Source organism: Pseudoalteromonas sp. TAP-3C, from assembly GCF_059888565.1.
On record NZ_CM187618.1, the window covers coordinates 3,260,255 to 3,282,895 of the forward strand.

Here is a 22,641-nt window from a genome sequence, read left to right on the forward strand (position 1 = left end):
TTTTTTCACTATAAAAAAACTCACTCATAATCATGAAAGCCACCGAAATATTACACAAAGATATTGCCATTGCCTACCCTGAAATTCATAAAACACGTTTAAATACAGTCTTTACGTTTGTTAACTCAGGCTTGCGTGACCAGCGCGTTACTGTCACTTACCTAGGCCGCGGATTAAAATCATTTTCTAATACCGATAAAAAACATGATATTAAACGCGCAGACCGTTTGATTGGTAATGCTAACCTGCATCAAGAACGTCTTTGTTTCTATGAACATATGACCGAATGCTTAGTAGGCCAGCAACAACACCCACTTATTATCGTTGACTGGTCACCTATTAATGGCGGCGAAATATTTCAAGTGCTCAGGGCAAGCATACCAATGGGGGGAAGAGCGTTAACGCTCTATGAAAAAGTGTATCCTGAAAGCGAATTAAATACCGAAGCGGCTCATCAACACTTACTCGATAGCTTGGCACAGTGTTTACCTGCAGATTGTCAGCCTATTATTTTATCTGATGCTATTTTTAGAACGCCATGGTTTAAAGCCATAGAAGATAAAGGCTGGTATTGGCTTGGGCGCGTCAGAGGCAATGTGACCTTATCTAGCGACCTTGAGACATGGCGAAATTGTAAATCATGGTTTGAGCAAGCAACAGATAAACCACACCTTCTGACACAGATTTACTACGGAAAAACAGTTCGTTTCGCGTGCCAAGGTGTTTTGTTTAGAGGGAAAAACAAGGGACGTAAAAAAATCAAAAAACGGGGTGGGCAATCTCAATGTACAACGGTTAAATACCAACAACAAAAGGCCAAAGAGCCTTGGCTACTTGTGTTTAATTTACCTACACAATTTACAGATAAGCCTCAACGGATTGTGACTTTATATAAACAACGTATGCAAATAGAAGAAAGTTTCAGAGACACTAAGAATGCAAAACTTGGCATTAGTTTAGCCTTTGCAAATTCAAGAAGCGCAGAAAGGTTTGATAATTTATTGCTCATAGCGGCGTTAATGTTGTTTGTCTTATGGTGCATAGGGTACACCGTGTCGGCACAACAAGGGGATGCGGCATTACAAGCGAATACAGAGAAAAAACGACGAGTATTGTCCTATATTTATCTTGGCAAAGAAGTGGTTGATGATCCTAGGTATGAGCCTGATGGGCAGTTCATTATTTATGTGTATAGCCAGTTGTCACTTCTGACTATACAAATTGATAATTTAGGCTAAATTCGTGGGGATCTCTCAGCATTAAATATGTAAAATATTTTTATAATGAACAATCTTACGTAGACATTTACTCACTTATAAAAGATTGCTGCTTTGATATATATGCCTATGAAAAACAGCTTATAGAACTGCAAGAAAAATCACTTGAACACTCTGCTGATTGGGTAATGACCAGTAAGAGTAAAAATAGGCTATTAGCCGCTGGCGCAAGTATTAGCTTGCTCACCTTTAATAAAACCAGCTTTAATAATACGCAATGGCAAAAAGTAGATAAACAACGCTTTAATATAAAAACAGAAATCTGCTATTGCTCATTGCTTGAGCAGTGCTATATCAGTAATGGTCGCGGTACGGTTAACGAGGTAGAGCATTGCGCACTCAACGAATAATAAAAAGGGAGGCTCACTCTCCCTAAAATTATTCTTCGCTCGTTTTACCACGATACCAGTTAACTTGTCGGGTCAGCATCATAATCAAACTCAGCACTACAAATACCAGCAAACTGCCCATCAACAATGCGTAATCTTCTGCACTTAATAGCCCGTAAAGTAAACTGTATAAAAACAGTATACCAAGCAGAAATAGCCCGCCATGCTTAGTATTTTTCAACATGCCAGCCACATAAATACTCAGTAATAATGAAGAAGCTAATGCTGATAGTAAGTAGGCAAGGTTAAAACCAAGGTGTTCACCAAGCGATATCAACAATAAGTAAAAAACGGCCAACGCTAAGCCTACAAAGCCATACTGCACCGGATGAACGGGTTCGCTGCGGAGCACTTCGAGTAAAAAGAAGCTGGCAAATACCAATATCAGCACTAAAATTGCGTAGTTACTGGCGCGATAACTTTTTAAGTAATGATCAACACCATCAACAAGGTTAACTCCCATGCTACGTTGCTTAAATTGCTCGCACTGATTTTGAAAAACACAATGCTGAAACAGCTCTTTTAAGTTGGTAGCAAAGTAGTTTGTTTGCCAGCTGGCAGTAAAGCCTTGCTCTGAAATACTTGAGTCGATAGGTAAATAGTCACCAACAAAGCTTGGATGTGGCCAATCGGCTTGCATGCTAAGACTGGTTTCTTTGCCGATAGGGGCAATAGCCAGTTTACGCATTCCTTGTAGATTTAAATCAATTTGATAATCCAACGTTTGCTGCGCAAGTAAAGCACTATAATCGAGTTCAATATTCACGCCTTCAGGCAATTGCGCCAGCTTAGTACCAGGCTGCAGCACATATTCTTGGTTATTTATGCGCATAGCACTGCCTTGACCAATACCGCGAATATCTTTAATCGCCATCACCATATGCACCTGTTTTATCTTTTTACCTGCTAATTCTTTTAAAGCCTCGGTATTAAATTGGCCTGCAAAGTGATTCATTGAGCGATACAGCAACGCCTTATAAATACCTCGGTATTTTTCAAAAGAAGATAATTCACTGTTTATCGTTAATGTTTCAGGTAACAACAACAGCGTTTTCAACAGTTCAGTGGTGTTGCCCTCCACGGTATGAGTTTCTATAAACTGTACTTGGATAAACGGCCCTATTATTTGCTGCTCACCACTGCTGCTTTTGGCAATATCAGCTTGCACTTGTTGCTGTAACTCTGCACGCTCATCAATCAGGCTTTGAATCATAAAAATAGGCACTAGTAATAGTACAATTAGGCCTATGATAATCACCAATTTGGTTTCCAGTTTTTGTTTCATTGTTATTTACTCCGTGTTTGGTATAGCCACAGTGTAATCAACCAACATGGAGTTTAAATGGTGCTTATGTGGAGTCTTTATGGAGTTGGTAAAAACAGCTGAACAGACACCCCCTGCGCGGTATTATTTATTATTAGCTTGCCTTTATGTAACTTAACTACTTGTTCTACAAAATTAAGTCCAAGTCCGGTACTTTTTTGTCCGTTACTTCTGGCGAGCGAGTAAAAGCGTTCGGTTACTCTCGCTAACGCATAATCAGGTATATTCGGGCCAGTGTTTTCGACGTTAATAGAAAGCTCCCCTGCGGTTTGCGTGACCGTAATATTGATCTTGCCCTGTTCATATACAAAATCCAGCGCGTTTTCAAACAAGTTATACAAGGCTTGCTGTATTAAAAATTGATCTCCCACAAAAGCGACTTTGCTATCACATACAACGCTTACCTCTACTTTTTTGGTCATTAGCCTGCTGATAAAGGAGGCTTTTATCTGCTCAAGTAAAGCTGGTAAATCAATTGATTGCCGTTGTTCAAGCTCTGGGAGTTGTTCAAGTTTTGTTAGTGCTAACAACTTATCGATCAATTGCTGCATGCGCGTGGCTTCGGTTTCAATATTCTGAGCAAACAATTGCTGTTTATCCACCGTGGTAGGCGTTTGTAATATTTCACTGGCTCCTTTGATCGCTGACAATGGACTTTTTAACTCATGCGTTAGGGTTTGCACATAATTTTCTACATAACGCTTACCATCGAGCTGACGACGCATATTTTCAAGCGCATCACTGAGTAAGCTATATTCATAAAAAACTCTAAAGGTGGGTTTATTGGTTTTTTCACCGCGGCCCATTTTATCAGCGTAGTCAGCCAGCTTATATAACGCAGTATTAATTCGCCACGCGATTAACGCACCAATTATAAGTGCGAGTACACTCATTAACGCTAACCAAGTTAATACCCTATACCTGGAAATATCAATAAATGGCTGTACCGAGCGGTTTGCTTTAGCAACTGTAACACTGCCAATTATTTCATCGTTATAGATAATAGGCGCCGCAACATGCATGACTGTTGATAGCGGATCGTTGGGGTCTAATGCAGTTGAACGTGCCCCGTACTCACCACGTAAGGTGAGGTAAACATCATTCCATTTAGAGAAATCATTACCAACATCCTGCTGCCATGAGTCCAGCACCACAACCCCTTGTTGATCGGTTATATAAACTCGGTGATTAACTGATTTTTTTGCAACTCCCCAAATAGCAGCATTTGGGTCACGTAAACTATAAAAGTTAATTTGCTTAGCAAAAGCGCTCTGTGCGATATCCCCGTTCGCCAGCGGGTTGCTTGCCATTACAGCCAACATGTTTGCCATGTCTACCAGCGTTTCTTCACTTGCTTGGCGTACCGTTGGTTTGATCTCTCTCATAACTGTCGAGCTAACCAAGTAAGCGGTTAAAATCACTAGCACAAAGTAGAGCAAAAACAGCCTCAATCCAAGCGGGATCTTAGGCCATCGTTTAAGACGAGCAAATACTGTTTTTGTTGGCTTAGCTGGATTCATAGTAATAACCAAAACCACGTTTGGTATGAATACATTCAGGAGCCGATACCGCGCGTAGTTTATTACGAATAGCCTTGATGTGACTATCTACATTACGGGCATAAATTGCATCTTGGTGATTTTGCGCCGACAGCAATAATTGTTCACGGGAGAATACTTGGCGAGGATGACTAATTAGCTTATTCAGCAATTTAAATTCCAATGCAGTAAGAGCCAGCGCTTGGTTTTGGAAATGATAATCAAAATTTTCAGCATAAAGCCCTGAGACTGGTTTTGGGGAGATAGTTGCTTTAATCTCAGGTTCGCTATGTCTGATTCTAAGTTTAACCCGTGCAAGCACTTCTCGTGGGCTAAATGGCTTAGTAACATAATCATCAGCGCCTATTTCTAATCCCACCACACGATCTATTTCATCATTACGGGCGGTAAGAAATATAATAGGTAGCGCTGAGAACTCCCTTATCTGTTTACACAACTCAAAACCATTAGCATCTGGTAAACCAACATCCAAAATCAGCAGGGCAGGCATGTTGTTTTTAATATACTCAAGCCCCTCACCCGCGGTAGCAAACCACTGCACAGCAAAACCAGCTATTTCTAGAGTATGGATTAGTGTATCAGCGATCGCTTTTTCATCTTCAATGATCACAACCTGCGCGATTGTCATGCAATTCATTCCTTTACTACAACCTAATTAGCAAGGTTTATAGTTGCAGTAACTTATGAGGCAGTCAAGAGTTTGCGAGTTTTATCAGAATGAATTTTTAAACGCGGTAGTCAAGTACTTCGCCTCTTTACTCTAGCTAACTTTACTCTCGCTAATTAAGCGATAAACGCAAAAAACCCGCTACATTTCTGAAGCGGGTTTGTTTAATTAGTATCCTGGCAATGTCCTACTTTCACATAGCAAATGCTACACTATCATCGGCGCTGTTTCGTTTCACTACTGAGTTCGGCATGGGGTCAGGTGGGTCCAAAACGCTATTGTCACCAAGAAAATTCTTTTCAATTTTCTTATTATAATTTTTAAGGTTAAAGTTCTGCAACTGAATTTGGAGCCTGGCAATGTCCTACTTTCACATAGCAAATGCTACACTATCATCGGCGCTGTTTCGTTTCACTACTGAGTTCGGCATGGGGTCAGGTGGGTCCAAAACGCTATTGTCACCAAGCAAATTTGGTGTTAGTTCGTACTAATACGCACTAACTAAAATTTGGAATTCTGATAATAAAGAGTATCGTAAATCTACTTTAGTTATATTAACTTCTGCGCTTAAACTATCACATAAAACGCGTTTGGCGTTGTATGGTTAAGCCTCACGGGTAATTAGTACAAGTTAGCTTAACATGTCACCATGCTTCCACACCTTGCCTATCAACGTTGTAGTCTTCAACGGCCCTTCAGAGACTTTAAAAGTCTAGTGAGAACTCATCTCGAGGCCTGCTTCGCGCTTAGATGCTTTCAGCGCTTATCAGTTCCGAACGTAGCTACCGGGCAATGCCATTGGCATGACAACCCGAACACCAGCGGTTCGTTCACTCCGGTCCTCTCGTACTAGGAGCAACCCCTCTCAATTCTCAAACGCCCACGGCAGATAGGGACCGAACTGTCTCACGACGTTCTAAACCCAGCTCGCGTACCACTTTAAATGGCGAACAGCCATACCCTTGGGACCGACTTCAGCCCCAGGATGTGATGAGCCGACATCGAGGTGCCAAACACCGCCGTCGATATGAACTCTTGGGCGGTATCAGCCTGTTATCCCCGGAGTACCTTTTATCCGTTGAGCGATGGCCCTTCCATTCAGAACCACCGGATCACTATGACCTACTTTCGTACCTGCTCGACGTGTCTGTCTCGCAGTTAAGCTGGCTTCTACCATTACACTAACCGTACGATGTCCGACCGTACTTAGCCAACCTTCGTGCTCCTCCGTTACTCTTTGGGAGGAGACCGCCCCAGTCAAACTACCCACCAGGCACTGTCCGTAACCCCGATTCAGGGGCCAACGTTAGAACATCAAAACTACAAGGGTGGTATTTCAAGGTCGACTCCAACAAAACTAGCGTCTCATCTTCTAAGTCTCCCACCTATCCTACACATGTAGGTTCAATGTTCAGTGCCAAGCTGTAGTAAAGGTTCACGGGGTCTTTCCGTCTAGCCGCGGGTACACAGCATCTTCACTGCGATTTCAATTTCACTGAGTCTCGGGTGGAGACAGCGTGGCCATGGTTACACCATTCGTGCAGGTCGGAACTTACCCGACAAGGAATTTCGCTACCTTAGGACCGTTATAGTTACGGCCGCCGTTTACCGGGGCTTCGATCAAGAGCTTCTCCGAAGATAACCCCATCAATTAACCTTCCGGCACCGGGCAGGTGTCACACCGTATACGTCATCTTGCGATTTTGCACAGTGCTGTGTTTTTAATAAACAGTCCCAGCCACCTGGTCACTGCGGCTCCAATTAGCTCAGGGAGCAAGTCCCGTCACCCATCGGAGCGTACCTTCTCCCGAAGTTACGGTACGATTTTGCCTAGTTCCTTCACCCGAGTTCTCTCAAGCGCCTTAGTATTCTCTACCTGACCACCTGTGTCGGTTTGGGGTACGATTCGGTATAATCTGAAGCTTAGAGGCTTTTCCTGGAAGTATGGCATCAGCAACTTCATCACCGTAGTGACTCGTCTCGTGTCTCAGGTTTAATGTTTGTCCGGATTTACCTAAACAAACGCCCTACTCACTTTCACATGGACTACCAACGCCATGCTTGCTTAGCCTGCTCCGTCCCCCCATCGCAATTATACCAAGTACGGAAATATTAATCCGTTTCCCATCGACTACGCCTTTCGGCCTCGCCTTAGGGGTCGACTTACCCTACCCTGATTAACATGGGATAGGAACCCTTGGTCTTCCGGCGTGCGGGTTTTTCACCCGCATTATCGTTACTCATGTCAGCATTCGCACTTCTGATACGTCCAGCATGCCTCCCGGCACACCTTCAACCGCTTACAGAACGCTCCCCTACCACTTGAGCATACCCCGAAACTATCTCTATCATCATCGACTCACGTTTAGGTGACGCTTGAACGCTGGGCGCTTCGCGCTGTCAACGTTAATCAAAATAGCTTGGGTGGTATGCTCAAATCCGCAGCTTCGGTGCATAGTTTAGCCCCGTTACATCTTCCGCGCAGACCGACTCGACCAGTGAGCTATTACGCTTTCTTTAAAGGATGGCTGCTTCTAAGCCAACCTCCTGGCTGTCTGGGCCTTTCCACATCGTTTCCCACTTAACTATGACTTGGGGACCTTAGCTGGCGGTCTGGGTTGTTTCCCTCTTCACGACGGACGTTAGCACCCGCCGTGTGTCTCCCGGATAGTACTTTACGGTATTCGGAGTTTGCAAAGGGTTGGTAAGTCGGGATGACCCCCTAGCCTTAACAGTGCTCTACCCCCGTAAGTATTCGTCCGAGGCTCTACCTAAATAGATTTCGGGGAGAACCAGCTATCTCCCGGTTTGATTAGCCTTTCACTCCTAACCACAGGTCATCCCCTAACTTTTCAACGTTAGTGGGTTCGGTCCTCCAATTGATGTTACTCAATCTTCAACCTGCCCATGGCTAGATCACCGGGTTTCGGGTCTATACCTTGCAACTATTCGCCCAGTTAAGACTCGGTTTCCCTACGGCTTCCCTAATCGGTTAACCTCGCTACAAAATATAAGTCGCTGACCCATTATACAAAAGGTACGCAGTCACCTAACAAGTAGGCTCCTACTGCTTGTACGTACACGGTTTCAGGTTCTATTTCACTCCCCTCACAGGGGTTCTTTTCGCCTTTCCCTCACGGTACTGGTTCACTATCGGTCAGTTGGGAGTATTTAGCCTTAGATGATGGTCCACCTATATTCAGTCAAAGTTTCACGTGCTCCGACCTACTCGATTTCACTTAAAATGCGTTTTCATGTACGGGACTATCACCCTGTATCGTGGCGCTTTCCAGCAGCCTTCCATTAACACATAATAAGCTTAAGGGCTGTTCCGATTTCGCTCGCCGCTACTCTCGGAATCTCGGTTGATTTCTTTTCCTACGGGTACTTAGATGTTTCAGTTCTCCGCGTTCGCTTCGTTAACCTATGTATTCAGTTAACGATACCTGCAAGCAGGTGGGTTTCCCCATTCGGAAATCCTAGTCTCAAGTGCTTTTTACTAGCTTGACTAGGCTTATCGCAAGTTAATACGTCCTTCATCGCCTCCAACTGCCAAGGCATCCACCGTGTACGCTTAGTCACTTAACCATACAACCCAAACGGGTCTTTGTTTTGTGACAGTTTAACTTCGCCAGAAGTTAATATTGAATACTAAAGTAGATACCAATCAACAAACGTAAACGTTTATTAAATGGCACTGAATGATACTGCTATCATTGTTTTTTACTTTTGAAAACTCTGTACAAATAACAAATGTCATTCATACGAATTTTATTATCAGCTTTTCCAAATTTTTAAAGAGCAATAAAATCTGCTTCGCATCGCGCAGCGAGATTTATAAACATTCATCTGTGTGGACACGTCGAACAAATAAGTTCTAAATCGTATAAGGAGGTGATCCAGCCCCAGGTTCCCCTAGGGCTACCTTGTTACGACTTCACCCCAGTCATGAATCACTCCGTGGTAAACGTCCTCCCTAAGGTTAGACTATCTACTTCTGGAGCAACCCACTCCCATGGTGTGACGGGCGGTGTGTACAAGGCCCGGGAACGTATTCACCGCGTCATTCTGATACGCGATTACTAGCGATTCCGACTTCATGGAGTCGAGTTGCAGACTCCAATCCGGACTACGACGCACTTTAAGTGATTCGCTTACCTTCGCAGGTTCGCAGCACTCTGTATGCGCCATTGTAGCACGTGTGTAGCCCTACACGTAAGGGCCATGATGACTTGACGTCGTCCCCACCTTCCTCCGGTTTATCACCGGCAGTCTCCTTAGAGTTCTCAGCATTACCTGCTAGCAACTAAGGATAGGGGTTGCGCTCGTTGCGGGACTTAACCCAACATCTCACAACACGAGCTGACGACAGCCATGCAGCACCTGTATCTCAATTCCCGAAGGCACAGCAAAATCTCTTTCGCCTTTTGAGTATGTCAAGTGTAGGTAAGGTTCTTCGCGTTGCATCGAATTAAACCACATGCTCCACCGCTTGTGCGGGCCCCCGTCAATTCATTTGAGTTTTAACCTTGCGGCCGTACTCCCCAGGCGGTCTACTTAATGCGTTAGCTTTGAAAAACAGAACCGAGGCTCCGAACTTCTAGTAGACATCGTTTACGGCGTGGACTACCAGGGTATCTAATCCTGTTTGCTCCCCACGCTTTCGTACATGAGCGTCAGTGTTGACCCAGGTGGCTGCCTTCGCCATCGGTATTCCTTCAGATCTCTACGCATTTCACCGCTACACCTGAAATTCTACCACCCTCTATCACACTCTAGTTTGCCAGTTCGAAATGCAGTTCCCAGGTTGAGCCCGGGGCTTTCACATCTCGCTTAACAAACCGCCTGCGTACGCTTTACGCCCAGTAATTCCGATTAACGCTCGCACCCTCCGTATTACCGCGGCTGCTGGCACGGAGTTAGCCGGTGCTTCTTCTGTCAGTAACGTCACAGATGTGAGGTATTAACTCACACCCTTTCCTCCTGACTGAAAGTGCTTTACAACCCGAAGGCCTTCTTCACACACGCGGCATGGCTGCATCAGGCTTGCGCCCATTGTGCAATATTCCCCACTGCTGCCTCCCGTAGGAGTCTGGGCCGTGTCTCAGTCCCAGTGTGGCTGATCATCCTCTCAAACCAGCTAGGGATCGTCGCCTTGGTGAGCCATTACCTCACCAACTAGCTAATCCCACTTGGGCCAATCTAAAGGCGAGAGCCGAAGCCCCCTTTGGTCCGTAGACATTATGCGGTATTAGCAGTCGTTTCCAACTGTTGTCCCCCACCTCAAGGCATGTTCCCAAGCATTACTCACCCGTCCGCCGCTCGTCATCTTCTAGCAAGCTAGAAATGTTACCGCTCGACTTGCATGTGTTAGGCCTGCCGCCAGCGTTCAATCTGAGCCATGATCAAACTCTTCAATTAAAAGTTTTTTCTTCCCACTCAATTAAGAGATGAGATTGCTCAATGAATTCTGAATTTATTTAATATCTTTCGATATTGAATTGACTGTGCTGCAATTCTTTTCTTAAGTAAAACCTAAGTAAGTTATTGCTGTTGGTCACTCAGTTTCTCTTTCGAGAAAACACATTGAGACTCTAAATTTTTTGCCTTACTTGGTAAACTAAGCTTGGCTGTTAGAACTCAATCTGTACGAGTGCCCACACAGATGATTGCTTTATATTGTTAAAGAGCTACCGGTTAACCGGTTGCGGTTAAAGTTAAACTTTATCTCGCTAGGGCTGCGCATATTACGCTTTCCTATTTTTTTGTCAACACTTAATTTTTAGTTTCTTTTAAAAGATTTAAAAGCTAAGTTTAACTCGACTCACTTACCGTTTGTTCAGCGCTTTTCATTGCTGCCTGCCGGGTCAGTGGATGCGCATTATAAGGATATTCTGGAGAGGGTCAATGCTTTATTTCAGTTTTATTAAATTAATTTCAATTTAGTACAATAACCATACAAACAAAGGGCTGCAGGGCTATTTTTGATTAAAAAGCATTCACACAAAGCATGATTATTGAGAGGGGAGGAAGTAAAAGCGATTTATAGATAACCACTACATCGCTTTTACTTAAAGCTTTACTAATTACTGAGTTGTTATTTCCCATACGGCAATTGAGCCTGAGATTTCATTACCGATTATAAGCAGTGCTTCGTTTGTTGCACTTTGCGCTGCAGGAACAAATGTCATTCCTTCAGGAGCAAGGTCACCACTTATATCTGCACTTGGTTCTAAACCACGATTATAAAAGTAGTCTTGAAATTTCACATCATAAGGATTGGTTATATCAAACACCATTATCCCACCCATGCGCTCTAAACCAACAAAGGCAAATAGTCTATCGCCAACCTTACCTAATGTTAGCGCTTCGGGTTCTGCCCCTTTATCATCTGAGCGTGTATCGCCTTTGTTTTCATCTTCGTTATTATTGAACGCATTGCCATGAACAGAAGCGGTTACTCGTGCAATTTGATCGCCTGAGTCATATACCACCAGCCCATTGCTATCCCAAATGATAAATGAGCGTGCGCCATAGGCATAAAGTGATTCGTATTGACCATCGTTATTTTTATCACCTTTTACTGTAGTGACTTTTAAACGACCAATGTCGTTATCATCGTTATTTAAGTAATCGAAGTTAGCTGCGAGCGTTAAATCTTCCACCCGGCTTTCATCTATATATGCCAAACACCCATCTTTAGCGTCATAATTAAGGCCACCCTTAGCTATGCAATCAGCTTCATCGCTGGCATCAAAAAAGTATTCGCGTGCATCACCCTCATTGGCAGATACAATAAAGCTGGCTCCTTTCCAGCTAAAACTTGCAATTGTATCTGGCTGATACATGCCATATAAACCAGGGAATGATTTAAAATTAACACCGCCGTCTTTGTCTGATGCGTCAAATTTTAAGTTTGACCAATCTTTAAAACCGAGTCCTTTTAGCTCAAGGGAATTATCTTCAAGGTTGATGATGGCTAGACCGTTATTTTCTTGAATAGAGACATAAGCGTATTTATTATCCTTGGAAATACTCACATATTCTGGCTCTAAATCCATCGCGACCGTGGTATTAATTAAATTACCATTAATAGTACGTCCTGTAGGATTGGCAAACACTAAGCCCTGTGCTTTTAATTCTGCTTGCTGATTATTGTATGCTTGAAAGTTTATGCTCAAAGCGGTATCTGCAATAGTGCCATTATTAATATCAATGATACTAATAGTGCCTTCGGGATCAATACTGTAATCGCCATTAGGTTCCCCCTCATTAGCGACCACTACTTTTGCGCCATCGTGACTAAATGCCACCATATCGGGGAGGGCACCTACAGTTACATTTTTAATAAATATGGGTTGCTCGCCACTAATATCATAAAAAGCAATTTGACCTGCATCTCCCGTAGTTTTTGCAGTCATTGCTACCGCTAATAATTGGTTGTTTGCATCAATTGCAATGCTGTTTGCATCCCCTGGGGTATTTACGTTGAGTGAAAGTGCAATAGCAGAGGTTAGGTTGGTTGCGCTTACAATACCTTCGTTATCTTTTACTAATGCAGCGGTATCGAACGTATCGGCAGGAATGATATTCACAACAGCCTCATCACCAGAGCTATTAATGGCATAAATCCATTTTTTTGAAGCTTGATAGGCGACTATTTCAGCAGCGCCTTGGGGACTTTGTGCATTGAGTACTGCACGGCCAATAAGATTGATATTTAGGGCTGAATTTGCATTAACGCCGTTTTCGCCATTATTACCCGCTGTACCTTGTATACCCTGTGCGCCATTTTGGCCGTCATCACCATCTAGTGAGCAGCCAGTTAATAATGATAGCAAAGAAAGGGCTATTATTGATCTGTTTAACATTATTGTTTTCCTTAGTGTTGTATTAATTAAATATCAACACACAGGGATGACAGCAATGTGGCATTTTTATTTTAATTATATTTAGGCAATAAAAAGCGAGTTATAAAACTCGCTTTAAATGTAAAAACCAATGATGGTAGTTATTATTTTTTAACTGGGCGTTTCCAGCCATCTAAATTACGTTGCTTGCCACGAGCGACGGCTAGCTGATCATCCGCTACGGTATTGGTAATAACAGAGCCTGCGCCAACGGTTGCTGTTGCACCTATATTTACAGGAGCAACTAAAGACGAGTTAGACCCAATAAAGGCATTATCGCCAATAATGGTTTTGGCTTTATTCACACCATCGTAGTTACAGGTAATAGTGCCTGCGCCAATATTCACTTTTTCGCCAATTTCAGCATCACCTAAGTAACTTAAGTGGTTTGCTTTAGAGCCTTTACCTAAACGGGTTTTTTTCATCTCTACAAAGTTACCAATGTGCGAGTCTTCTTCCATTATTGCACCTGGACGAAGGCGGGCATATGGACCAAGAGTACATTTAGCTGCAACTGATGCATCTTCAATTAGCGTATTAGCTTTAATTACAACATTATCGCCGATGCTACAGTTTTTAAGTGCGCAGTTAGGGCCAATTTGTACGTTATTACCTAAGGTTACTGTACCTTCAAAAATAACATTAATATCGATGAGGACATCTTCACCTGTTTTAACGTTACCACGCACGTCAATGCGAGCAGGATCGGCAAGGGTTGCCCCATTTAACATGAGTTTTTCTGCTTGCCATGCTTGGTAAGCACGCTCTAATCCTGCAAGTTGTACGCGGTTATTTGCACCTTCAACTTCCATTGGATGATCTGGCTGTGCTGATTTAATTTCTACGCCTTCACTGTGCGCCATAGCAACTATGTCTGTTAGGTAGTATTCGCCTTGGGCATTATTGTTAGATAAGTTACCTAACCATGTTTTTAAAAGCCTACCATTAACCGCCATAATGCCGGTATTTACTTCATTAATAAGTAGCTGTTCTGGAGTTGCATCTTTTTGTTCAACAATACCGACTAACTTGCCATCAACACGTAACATGCGGCCGTAGCCATTTGGGTTTGCTAAATTAACAGTAAGCACGGCTAAGCCATTTTTAGGGGTTGCTGCTAATAAGCGCTCAAGTGTTGATTGTTTCGTTAAAGGTACGTCACCGTATAAAACCAATACGGTGTCGTCATCATTAATATGTGGGTTTGCTTGTGCCACTGCGTGGCCAGTACCGAGCTGTTCGGCTTGCAGTACCCAGTTTACGTTATTATCGGCTAGTTGTTGTTGTAATAGTTCGCCGCCGTGACCATAAACGAGGTTAGTAGAGGTTGCACCTAGCGCATTGGCATTATCGATAACGTGTTGCACCATAGGTTTACCTGCCACTTTATGCAAGACCTTAGGGAGAGCAGAGCGCATACGAGTACCTTTACCCGCAGCAAGAATTACTGTAGTCAGAGACATTAAAACAATTTCCTTTTTTCGTTGTTTTAGCTTAATAAAAATAGGCGTTTTGCTAAGTAGATTTCGTAAGTCACATCATGTGCAAATACTCAGTAGGCTAAACAACACCTACTGAATCTTAACTTAAGCAAAATAACATCTAATAGAATAGGGTTATTGTAGCGAGGTTAGCTTGCAGATATAAGTGATAATGAATATAACGATCTATTTATTTACAGTTCGGTTAGAAAATTTAGCCTTAGGCACATCGAGTAGGGTGAGGCTTTTGCCTCATCCCTCTCACAGAACCGTACGTACGGACCTCGTATACGGCTCCTGTATTCTTCTATCCCTTCGGCTTATTTACTAAACGCCGATTGAGCAAGCCATCCTGTACTTACTTTTTCCATTGAATATAAACCTAGCTCTTCAAACCATTGGTTTGGCATTGCTACACTCGATAATGGACTTAGGGAGTTTCGCCATGAGTTCATTTTTATAAACTTAAATGGCGGCTTTTTCCCTAATTGTTTTAGTCGTTTATGCAATCTCGCTGGATTTTTCCACAACCTTAACTGAATGGCCCTTAATCGGCGTCTTAACCACCCCGCAAGCTGAGTTAATGCTCGTTTACAATTGGCTATACTGAAATAATTTACAAAACCACGCACCACTGGGTTTAGTCTTTTTATTATTTCAACTAAGTTCATGCCGCTATTTCGTTTTGTTAATCGCTTAACTTTTTGTTTAAAGCCTTTGAGTTTTGACCCTTGGATCCGTGTCCAATTACACCCTATCTCCACTCCCAAAAATTTTACCCCTTCACTGCTATGCGCTATATGGGTTTTCTTTTGGTTGACTGTTAACTTCAAGTCTTTCTCCAGTATCTGAGTTGCTACAGTGAGTGCATGTTTCGCTGCTTTTTCTGTGCAGCATAAGATCAAAATGTCGTCGGCGTACCTCACTATTCTGTGATTTCGCTTTTTCATTTCTTGATCGAACGCATCTAGGTAGATATTCGCCAACAATGGACTGATAACCCCTCCTTGTGGACTCCCTACCTCACTCGCTTCCCAGTGATTGCCTATCATTACCCCACTTTTTAAAAACTGATTGAGCAGCTTTAAAATGCTACCGTCTGTCACTTTGCGTTTGACGCTGCTAATAATTAAATCGTGATCTAACAGGTCAAAGCACTTCGACAGATCCATATCAACCACCCACTCACGCTGATATTTACGAATAAATACCGTGGCTTTGCTGATGGCATCATGGCAGCTTCGTTTCGGCCTGTACCCATAACTTGATGGGTGAAAGTCGATGTCGAAGATCGGTTGGAGAATGTTCAATAGCGCTTGTTGTACTATGCGATCGCGAACTGTTGGAATGCCCAGCAATCTCACGCCGCCATCGTCTTTCGGTATTTCTATCCGTTTGACCGGCTGCGCGCGATACTGCTTGCTTTGCAGTTCTCGTTGCAGTTGTTTCAAGTTTTCTTCTAAATTCAAGGCGAACGCGGCTATGGACTGCCCATCACTTTCTTCAATAAAAAGGGGCGGCTCCTTTTGCTGTTTTCACTTTTTTGAATCCCTTGTACAGGTTATTAATATCTAATAATTGCCCATACAAGCTGTAGTAAACTGTCATCAATTGCCTTTGCTTGCGGTATGTCTGTCGTTTCACATTGATGTATAGTGGTGTCCTTCATGATGACATTAGGTGTGCTAGCCCAGTGGCAATCTGCCTAAGTGGTCAATCATTACTCCCGTGCTCGGCCTTTAATTCTCAGCGTCCACATTCCTGCTTAGCCGTCATCTCTTGCCTATTTCCGTCGAAATACATGTGAACCTATACGTCGATATTCCTGATTTTCATACTCTTAAAGCTGAGAGATCCCCACGAATTTAGCCTAAATTATCAATTTGTATAGTCAGAAGTGACAACTGGCTATACACATAAATAATGAACTGCCCATCAGGCTCATACCTAGGATCATCAACCACTTCTTTGCCAAGATAAATATAGGACAATACTCGTCGTTTTTTCTCTGTATTCGCTTGTAATGCCGCATCCCCTTGTTGTGCCGACACGGTGTACCCTATGCACCATAAGACAAACAACATTAACGCCGCTATGAGCAATAAATTATCAAACCTTTCTGCGCTTCTTGAATTTGCAAAGGCTAAACTAATGCCAAGTTTTGCATTCTTAGTGTCTCTGAAACTTTCTTCTATTTGCATACGTTGTTTATATAAAGTCACAATCCGTTGAGGCTTATCTGTAAATTGTGTAGGTAAATTAAACACAAGTAGCCAAGGCTCTTTGGCCTTTTGTTGTTGGTATTTAACCGTTGTACATTGAGATTGCCCACCCCGTTTTTTGATTTTTTTACGTCCCTTGTTTTTCCCTCTAAACAAAACACCTTGGCACGCGAAACGAACTGTTTTTCCGTAGTAAATCTGTGTCAGAAGGTGTGGTTTATCTGTTGCTTGCTCAAACCATGATTTACAATTTCGCCATGTCTCAAGGTCGCTAGATAAGGTCACATTGCCTCTGACGCGCCCAAGCCAATACCAGCCTTTATCTTCTATGGCTTTAAACCATGGCGTTCTAAAAATAGCATCAGATAAAATAATAGGCTGACAATCTGCAGGTAAACACTGTGCCAAGCTATCGAGTAAGTGTTGATGAGCCGCTTCGGTATTTAATTCGCTTTCAGGATACACTTTTTCATAGAGCGTTAACGCTCTTCCCCCCATTGGTATGCTTGCCCTGAGCACTTGAAATATTTCGCCGCCATTAATAGGTGACCAGTCAACGATAATAAGTGGGTGTTGTTGCTGGCCTACTAAGCATTCGGTCATATGTTCATAGAAACAAAGACGTTCTTGATGCAGGTTAGCATTACCAATCAAACGGTCTGCGCGTTTAATATCATGTTTTTTATCGGTATTAGAAAATGATTTTAATCCGCGGCCTAGGTAAGTGACAGTAACGCGCTGGTCACGCAAGCCTGAGTTAACAAACGTAAAGACTGTATTTAAACGTGTTTTATGAATTTCAGGGTAGGCAATGGCAATATCTTTGTGTAATATTTCGGTGGCTTTCATGATTATGAGTGAGTTTTTTTATAGTGAAAAAATTTGATCACAAATAATCATGAGAGTCTACCATTAATTTTTATTTTGTGGGGATTCGTCAGCTCTTAAAGAATACTTCCCCCCTTCGCAATCAATTAAAACTTTTGATTTAAATTGACCCTATCAGACACACTGCTGATAGTCGGCTTGGTTTTGCCCTCCACACCATTACTGGCTTTCATCGGCCTAGCCTTACTCACTACTACGGGTTCATCTGCCACCTCACACCGACGTTAAACCTTGGGTTTCCCCTTGAGTTTAGGCCACTTATTTACACTAAGTTTAGATGCCAGGCTTCCCCAGTTACTGTGCTGGCTCCCTGTTAACAATCCCACCCTCAAGCACAGTATAGGTCTGACTGAGTATCGGGCTTTGCGCTATTTTGCACGCTTACCCACCTACACTGCCGAAACAGGTTCACTTGCGTTGTGTACTGTTAACTTCCTATCGCTTCCTTCAGACCCTGCCGTTGGCCAGCAACGCCCTTACGATTCGGATTATCTTCCCCTCAGTCGGGGTGATTCAGATTTCTTTCAACCTGACGGGTTTGCCAGCTTCGCTGGGCAAACAAAAAAGCCCACATAAAGTGGGCTTTTAAAAACCAGATAGGCTTACTTTTTACGTAATTGCTGAATAATGCGTAGCTGAGCAACGGCTTCAGCTAGTTGCATTGCTGCTTGATTGTAATCAAAATCAGCAGAGCCACCACGTGCCATTTGCTCTTCAGCGTCACGTTTAGCTTGCTCTGCCGCTTTTTCGTCTAGGTCTTCACCACGAACGGCTGTATCAGCAAGTACGGTCACTATGTTCGGTTGAACTTCTAGTGTACCGCCAGCAATGTAGATGAGCTCTTCTTCACCAAATTGCTTAACTAAACGTACCATACCAGGTTTAAGGGCAGTTAGTAGCGGGGCGTGACCGGCGTTAACACCTAGCTCACCTTCACTACCAGATACTTGAATAGACTCAACTAAACCAGAAAATAACTTCTGCTCAGCACTTACTACATCAAGATGTACAGTCATAGCTGCCATACTACCCTCCTAATTACATGCTTTTGGCTTTTTCTTGAGCTTCTTCAATAGAGCCAACCATGTAGAACGCTTGCTCTGGCATATCATCAAACTCACCGTTTAAAATGCCTTTGAAGCCGGCAATTGTGTCTTTAAGTGACACGTATTTACCTGGCGCACCTGTAAACACCTCTGCCACGAAGAATGGCTGAGATAGGAAACGCTGGATTTTACGTGCACGAGATACAAGTTGCTTATCTTCATCAGAAAGCTCGTCCATACCTAGAATCGCGATGATGTCTTTAAGTTCTTTGTAACGCTGAAGAACTGTTTGAACGCCGCGCGCTATACCATAGTGCTCTTCACCAATTACTAATGGATCAAGCTGACGTGAAGATGAATCAAGAGGGTCTACCGCTGGGTAGATACCTAGTGATGCGATATCACGTGAAAGTACCACTGTTGCATCTAAGTGAGCAAACGTTGTTGCTGGTGATGGATCGGTTAAATCATCCGCAGGTACGTATACCGCTTGGATTGAAGTAATTGAACCCGTCTTAGTCGATGCGATACGCTCTTGAAGTACACCCATTTCTTCAGCAAGTGTAGGCTGGTAACCTACCGCTGATGGCATACGACCAAGCAATGCTGATACTTCTGTACCCGCAAGTGTGTAACGGTAGATGTTATCTACGAAGAAAAGAACGTCGCGACCTTCATCACGGAACTTCTCAGCCATAGTAAGACCGGTTAACGCTACGCGTAAACGGTTACCTGGAGGCTCGTTCATCTGACCGTATACAAGCGATACTTTATCAAGTACGTTTGAATCGTTCATTTCATGGTAGAAATCGTTACCCTCACGTGTACGCTCACCAACACCTGCGAATACTGAGTAGCCGCTGTGCTCGATTGCGATGTTACGGATAAGTTCCATCATGTTTACGGTTTTACCAACACCGGCACCACCGAATAAACCCACTTTACCACCTTTAGCAAATGGACAGACAAGGTCGATTACCTTGATACCCGTTTCTAAAAGTTCAACTGAGCTTGATTGCTCTTCATAAGTAGGTGCTGCACGGTGAATAGACATACGCTCGTCTTCACCGATTGGGCCTGCTTCATCAATTGGCTCACCAAGTACGTTCATGATACGACCTAGGGTCTTAGTACCAACTGGAACTTGAATTGCTTCGCCTGTGTTTGCTACTGCAGCACCACGACGTAAACCGTCAGTAGTACCTAGTGCGATAGTACGTACCACACCGCCACCTAGCTGCTGTTGAACTTCTAAAGTCAAACCAGCTAAATCGCCATCTGTTACTTTTAGCGCGTCATATACGGCTGGCACGCTGTCTTGTGGAAATTCGATATCCACAACGGCGCCGATAATTTGGACGACCTTACCTAAACTCATGTCTATTCCTCTCGTTAATCTTTGCCTGAAGCATTAAACTGCTGCTGAACCAGAACAAATCTCACTAATTTCTTGTGTGATTGCTGCTTGGCGAGCTTTGTTATATACAAGCTGTAACTCATCCATAAGGTCACCGGCATTATCCGTTGCAGCTTTCATTGCAACCATGCGGGCAGCCTGTTCAGAGGCAGCGTTTTCAACTACACCTTGGTATACCTGAGACTCAATGAAACGCACCAATAAAGACTCTAAAATAGCCTCTGGGTTTGGTTCATATAAATAATCCCATGCATGTGTAGATACTTCTTCTTTAGCTTTTGGCAAAGGGAGTAACTGATCTATTATTGGCTCTTGCTTCATGGTATTAACAAAGTTGTTATATACCAGGAATAAACGGTCAATTTTACCTTCAGAGAATGCATCTAGCATTATTTTTACCGGACCAATCACATCCTGTACAGAAGGCTTATCTCCAAGACCTGCTTTTTTAGCAAGTACTTGACCACCAAAACGTTGAAAAAAGCTCGCAGCTTTACTACCTAAAGTAGCGAAATCAGCATCAATGCCTTTTTCTTTCCACGCTTTAATCTCTAATGCGACTTTTTTAAACTCATTTGAGTTTAAACCGCCACACAGACCGCGGTCAGTAGAGATAACAATATAACCAACTCGTTTTACTTCACGTTCTACTAAGAACGGGTGAGTAAAATCAAGATTTGCTTGAGCAACACGACCAATCACTTTACGTAGTTTTTCAGCGTATGGACGGCTTGAAGCCACTCGTTCTTGCGCCTTTTTCATTTTAGACGCAGCAACCATTTCCATTGCGCTAGTGATCTTTTGAGTATTTTTAATACTGCCGATCTTGCTTTTAATCTCTTTTCCGCTGGCCATGACTCTCTCTCCGAATCAAGGTGTGCTTTAGGATTTAAAGCACACCATTAATAACTAAATTACCAAGTTTGCGTAGATTTAAACTTCTCTAGAAGTTCTTTAAGCTGCGCTTCGATCTCGGCGTTGTAGTTACCAGTTTCATTGATTTGAGCCATAAGCTCTGCGTATGTGCTATTTGCATAAGAAAGTAAAGCCGCTTCGAAATCCATAATTTTAGGGATTTCGATGTCTTTTAAGTAACCTTTCTCAGCTGCGAATAACGACAAAGACATTTCAGCAACAGACATTGGCGCATACTGTTTCTGCTTCATTAACTCTGTTACACGCTCACCATGCTCAAGTTGAGCACGAGTAGCATCATCAAGGTCAGACGCAAACTGCGAGAACGCAGCTAATTCACGGTACTGAGCTAGGGCTAAACGGATACCGCCACCTAGTTTCTTAACGATTTTAGTTTGTGCAGCACCACCAACTCGCGATACCGAAATACCAGCATTTACTGCCGGACGGATACCTGAGTTGAATAAGTCAGTTTCTAAGAAGATCTGACCATCGGTGATAGAGATAACGTTTGTCGGTACGAACGCAGAAACGTCGCCGCCTTGAGTTTCAATGATAGGCAATGCCGTTAATGAACCTGTTTTACCTTTCACTTCACCATTGGTGAACTTTTCAACGTACTCAGCATTTACACGTGATGCACGCTCTAAAAGACGCGAGTGAAGGTAGAATACGTCACCTGGGTATGCTTCACGACCTGGTGGACGCTTAAGTAGCAATGAAATTTGACGATAAGCAACAGCTTGCTTAGACAAATCATCATAGACGATTAATGCGTTTTCACCACGGTCACGGAAGTATTCACCCATAGTACAGCCCGAGAACGGTGCTAAGTACTGAAGTGCCGCAGATTCAGAAGCAGATGCTACAACTACGATAGTATTTGCAAGTGCACCGTGCTCTTCTAATTTACGTACTACGTTAGCAATAGTAGATGCTTTTTGACCAATCGCCACGTACACACACTTAACGCCTGTGTCTTTTTGATTGATGATGGCATCGATTGCTAGTGCAGTTTTACCTGTTTGGCGATCCCCGATTACAAGCTCACGTTGACCACGACCCACTGGGATCATCGCATCGATAGACTTATAACCAGTTTGCACTGGCTCATCTACTGATTTACGTTCGATTACACCCGGTGCAATTTTTTCTACTGGTTCAAAACCGTCGTTATCTAAAGCGCCTTTACCATCGATAGGGGCACCTAGTGTGTTAACAACACGACCAAGTAGACCACGACCAACAGGTACTTCTAAAATACGACCAGTGGTATATACTTTTACGCCTTCTGTAAGGTCAGCGTAAGGACCCATTACTACTGCACCAATTGAGTCGCGCTCAAGGTTTAGTGCGATAGCATAACGGTTGCCAGGAAGCTCAATCATCTCACCTTGCATACAGTCAGCTAGACCGTGGATGCGAATGATACCGTCAGTAACAGATACAATTGTACCTTCGTTACGAGCTTCACTTACAACTTCGAACTTCTCAATACGTTGTTTGATCAGATCAGAAATTTCAGTGGAATTAAGTTGCATGCTCT

13 protein-coding genes and 4 rRNA genes are annotated in these 22,641 nt (G+C 43.2%); 2 read left to right on the top strand and 15 right to left on the bottom strand.

Features of this window, described 5'->3' with window-relative positions; translation table 11 throughout:
• Positions 1–32: 32 nt before the first annotated feature.
• Together AC6H44_RS15250 and AC6H44_RS15255 are read left to right on the top strand one after the other, a co-directional pair.
• Complete coding sequence (locus AC6H44_RS15250) at positions 33–1,238, top strand: IS4 family transposase (protein ID WP_500735106.1); 1,206 nt, start codon at positions 33–35, stop codon at positions 1,236–1,238.
• 167 nt (positions 1,239–1,405) lie between these two features.
• Complete coding sequence (locus tag AC6H44_RS15255) at positions 1,406–1,627, top strand: hypothetical protein (RefSeq protein ID WP_500736538.1); 222 nt, start codon at positions 1,406–1,408, stop codon at positions 1,625–1,627.
• 28 nt (positions 1,628–1,655) lie between these two features.
• Here the strand turns inward: AC6H44_RS15255 and creD are convergent, their stop codons facing one another.
• The 15 genes from creD to atpA all read right to left on the bottom strand — a co-directional run bounded on the left by creD (position 1,656) and on the right by atpA (position 22,636).
• Complete coding sequence (creD, locus tag AC6H44_RS15260; RefSeq protein ID WP_500736540.1) at positions 1,656–2,951, bottom strand: cell envelope integrity protein CreD; 1,296 nt, start codon at positions 2,949–2,951, stop codon at positions 1,656–1,658.
• A 77-nt stretch (positions 2,952–3,028) separates the two neighbouring features.
• Positions 3,029–4,510 carry a two-component system sensor histidine kinase CreC gene (creC, locus tag AC6H44_RS15265; RefSeq protein ID WP_500736541.1) on the bottom strand — a complete coding sequence of 494 codons (1,482 nt, stop codon included), beginning with the start codon at positions 4,508–4,510 and terminating at the stop codon, positions 3,029–3,031.
• Positions 4,497–5,177 carry a response regulator gene (locus AC6H44_RS15270; protein ID WP_500736542.1) on the bottom strand — a complete coding sequence of 227 codons (681 nt, stop codon included), beginning with the start codon at positions 5,175–5,177 and terminating at the stop codon, positions 4,497–4,499. The genes creC and AC6H44_RS15270 overlap by 14 nt, the downstream gene beginning before the upstream one ends.
• A gap of 213 nt (positions 5,178–5,390) precedes the next feature.
• Positions 5,391–5,505: ribosomal RNA gene (gene rrf, locus AC6H44_RS15275) — 5S ribosomal RNA — on the bottom strand.
• 62 nt (positions 5,506–5,567) lie between these two features.
• Positions 5,568–5,682, bottom strand: a 5S ribosomal RNA gene (rrf, locus tag AC6H44_RS15280).
• Between the two features lie 134 nt (positions 5,683–5,816).
• Positions 5,817–8,804, bottom strand: a 23S ribosomal RNA gene (locus AC6H44_RS15285).
• A gap of 299 nt (positions 8,805–9,103) precedes the next feature.
• Positions 9,104–10,637: ribosomal RNA gene (locus tag AC6H44_RS15290) — 16S ribosomal RNA — on the bottom strand.
• The 16S, 23S and 5S rRNA genes sit together here, the layout of an rRNA operon.
• A 665-nt stretch (positions 10,638–11,302) precedes the next feature.
• The gene (locus AC6H44_RS15295; protein ID WP_500736543.1) at positions 11,303–13,087 is read right to left on the bottom strand and encodes a choice-of-anchor I family protein; all 1,785 of its coding nucleotides are present in this window, start codon (positions 13,085–13,087) and stop codon (positions 11,303–11,305) included.
• Between the two features lie 143 nt (positions 13,088–13,230).
• Positions 13,231–14,589, bottom strand: a complete 1,359-nt coding sequence (glmU, locus tag AC6H44_RS15300) for a bifunctional UDP-N-acetylglucosamine diphosphorylase/glucosamine-1-phosphate N-acetyltransferase GlmU (RefSeq protein WP_500736544.1) — start codon at positions 14,587–14,589, stop codon at positions 13,231–13,233.
• 338 nt (positions 14,590–14,927) lie between these two features.
• Positions 14,928–16,076 carry a group II intron reverse transcriptase/maturase gene (gene ltrA, locus AC6H44_RS15305; RefSeq protein ID WP_500736545.1) on the bottom strand — a complete coding sequence of 383 codons (1,149 nt, stop codon included), beginning with the start codon at positions 16,074–16,076 and terminating at the stop codon, positions 14,928–14,930.
• 396 nt (positions 16,077–16,472) lie between these two features.
• On the bottom strand, positions 16,473–17,678 hold the full coding sequence (locus AC6H44_RS15310; protein ID WP_500735106.1) for an IS4 family transposase: 1,206 nt from the start codon (positions 17,676–17,678) through the stop codon (positions 16,473–16,475).
• Positions 17,679–18,319: 641 nt separating this feature from the next.
• The gene (locus AC6H44_RS15315) at positions 18,320–18,742 is read right to left on the bottom strand and encodes a F0F1 ATP synthase subunit epsilon (RefSeq protein ID WP_500736546.1); all 423 of its coding nucleotides are present in this window, start codon (positions 18,740–18,742) and stop codon (positions 18,320–18,322) included.
• A 13-nt stretch (positions 18,743–18,755) separates the two neighbouring features.
• Entirely contained in the window at positions 18,756–20,141 is a 1,386-nt protein-coding gene (gene atpD / locus AC6H44_RS15320; protein WP_500736547.1) for a F0F1 ATP synthase subunit beta, read from the bottom strand.
• 33 nt (positions 20,142–20,174) lie between these two features.
• Positions 20,175–21,035, bottom strand: a complete 861-nt coding sequence (gene atpG, locus AC6H44_RS15325; protein ID WP_500736549.1) for a F0F1 ATP synthase subunit gamma — start codon at positions 21,033–21,035, stop codon at positions 20,175–20,177.
• 59 nt (positions 21,036–21,094) lie between these two features.
• A complete protein-coding gene (gene atpA / locus AC6H44_RS15330; RefSeq protein ID WP_500736550.1) occupies positions 21,095–22,636 on the bottom strand; it encodes a F0F1 ATP synthase subunit alpha in 1,542 nt (513 codons plus the stop codon).
• Between the last annotated feature and the right edge of the window lie 5 nt (positions 22,637–22,641).

Excerpts from the sequence above, each read along its gene's own strand:
- AC6H44_RS15250 (WP_500735106.1), top strand. The coding sequence starts at position 33 with ATGAAAGCCACCGAAATATTACACAAAGATATTGCCATTGCCTACCCT.
- AC6H44_RS15255 (WP_500736538.1), top strand. The coding sequence starts at position 1,406 with ATGACCAGTAAGAGTAAAAATAGGCTATTAGCCGCTGGCGCAAGTATT.
- creD (WP_500736540.1), bottom strand. The coding sequence starts at position 2,951 with ATGAAACAAAAACTGGAAACCAAATTGGTGATTATCATAGGCCTAATT.
- creC (WP_500736541.1), bottom strand. The coding sequence starts at position 4,510 with ATGAATCCAGCTAAGCCAACAAAAACAGTATTTGCTCGTCTTAAACGA.
- AC6H44_RS15270 (WP_500736542.1), bottom strand. The coding sequence starts at position 5,177 with ATGACAATCGCGCAGGTTGTGATCATTGAAGATGAAAAAGCGATCGCT.
- AC6H44_RS15295 (WP_500736543.1), bottom strand. The coding sequence starts at position 13,087 with ATGTTAAACAGATCAATAATAGCCCTTTCTTTGCTATCATTATTAACT.
- glmU (WP_500736544.1), bottom strand. The coding sequence starts at position 14,589 with ATGTCTCTGACTACAGTAATTCTTGCTGCGGGTAAAGGTACTCGTATG.
- AC6H44_RS15310 (WP_500735106.1), bottom strand. The coding sequence starts at position 17,678 with ATGAAAGCCACCGAAATATTACACAAAGATATTGCCATTGCCTACCCT.
- AC6H44_RS15315 (WP_500736546.1), bottom strand. The coding sequence starts at position 18,742 with ATGGCAGCTATGACTGTACATCTTGATGTAGTAAGTGCTGAGCAGAAG.
- atpD (WP_500736547.1), bottom strand. The coding sequence starts at position 20,141 with ATGAGTTTAGGTAAGGTCGTCCAAATTATCGGCGCCGTTGTGGATATC.
- atpG (WP_500736549.1), bottom strand. The coding sequence starts at position 21,035 with ATGGCCAGCGGAAAAGAGATTAAAAGCAAGATCGGCAGTATTAAAAAT.
- atpA (WP_500736550.1), bottom strand. The coding sequence starts at position 22,636 with ATGCAACTTAATTCCACTGAAATTTCTGATCTGATCAAACAACGTATT.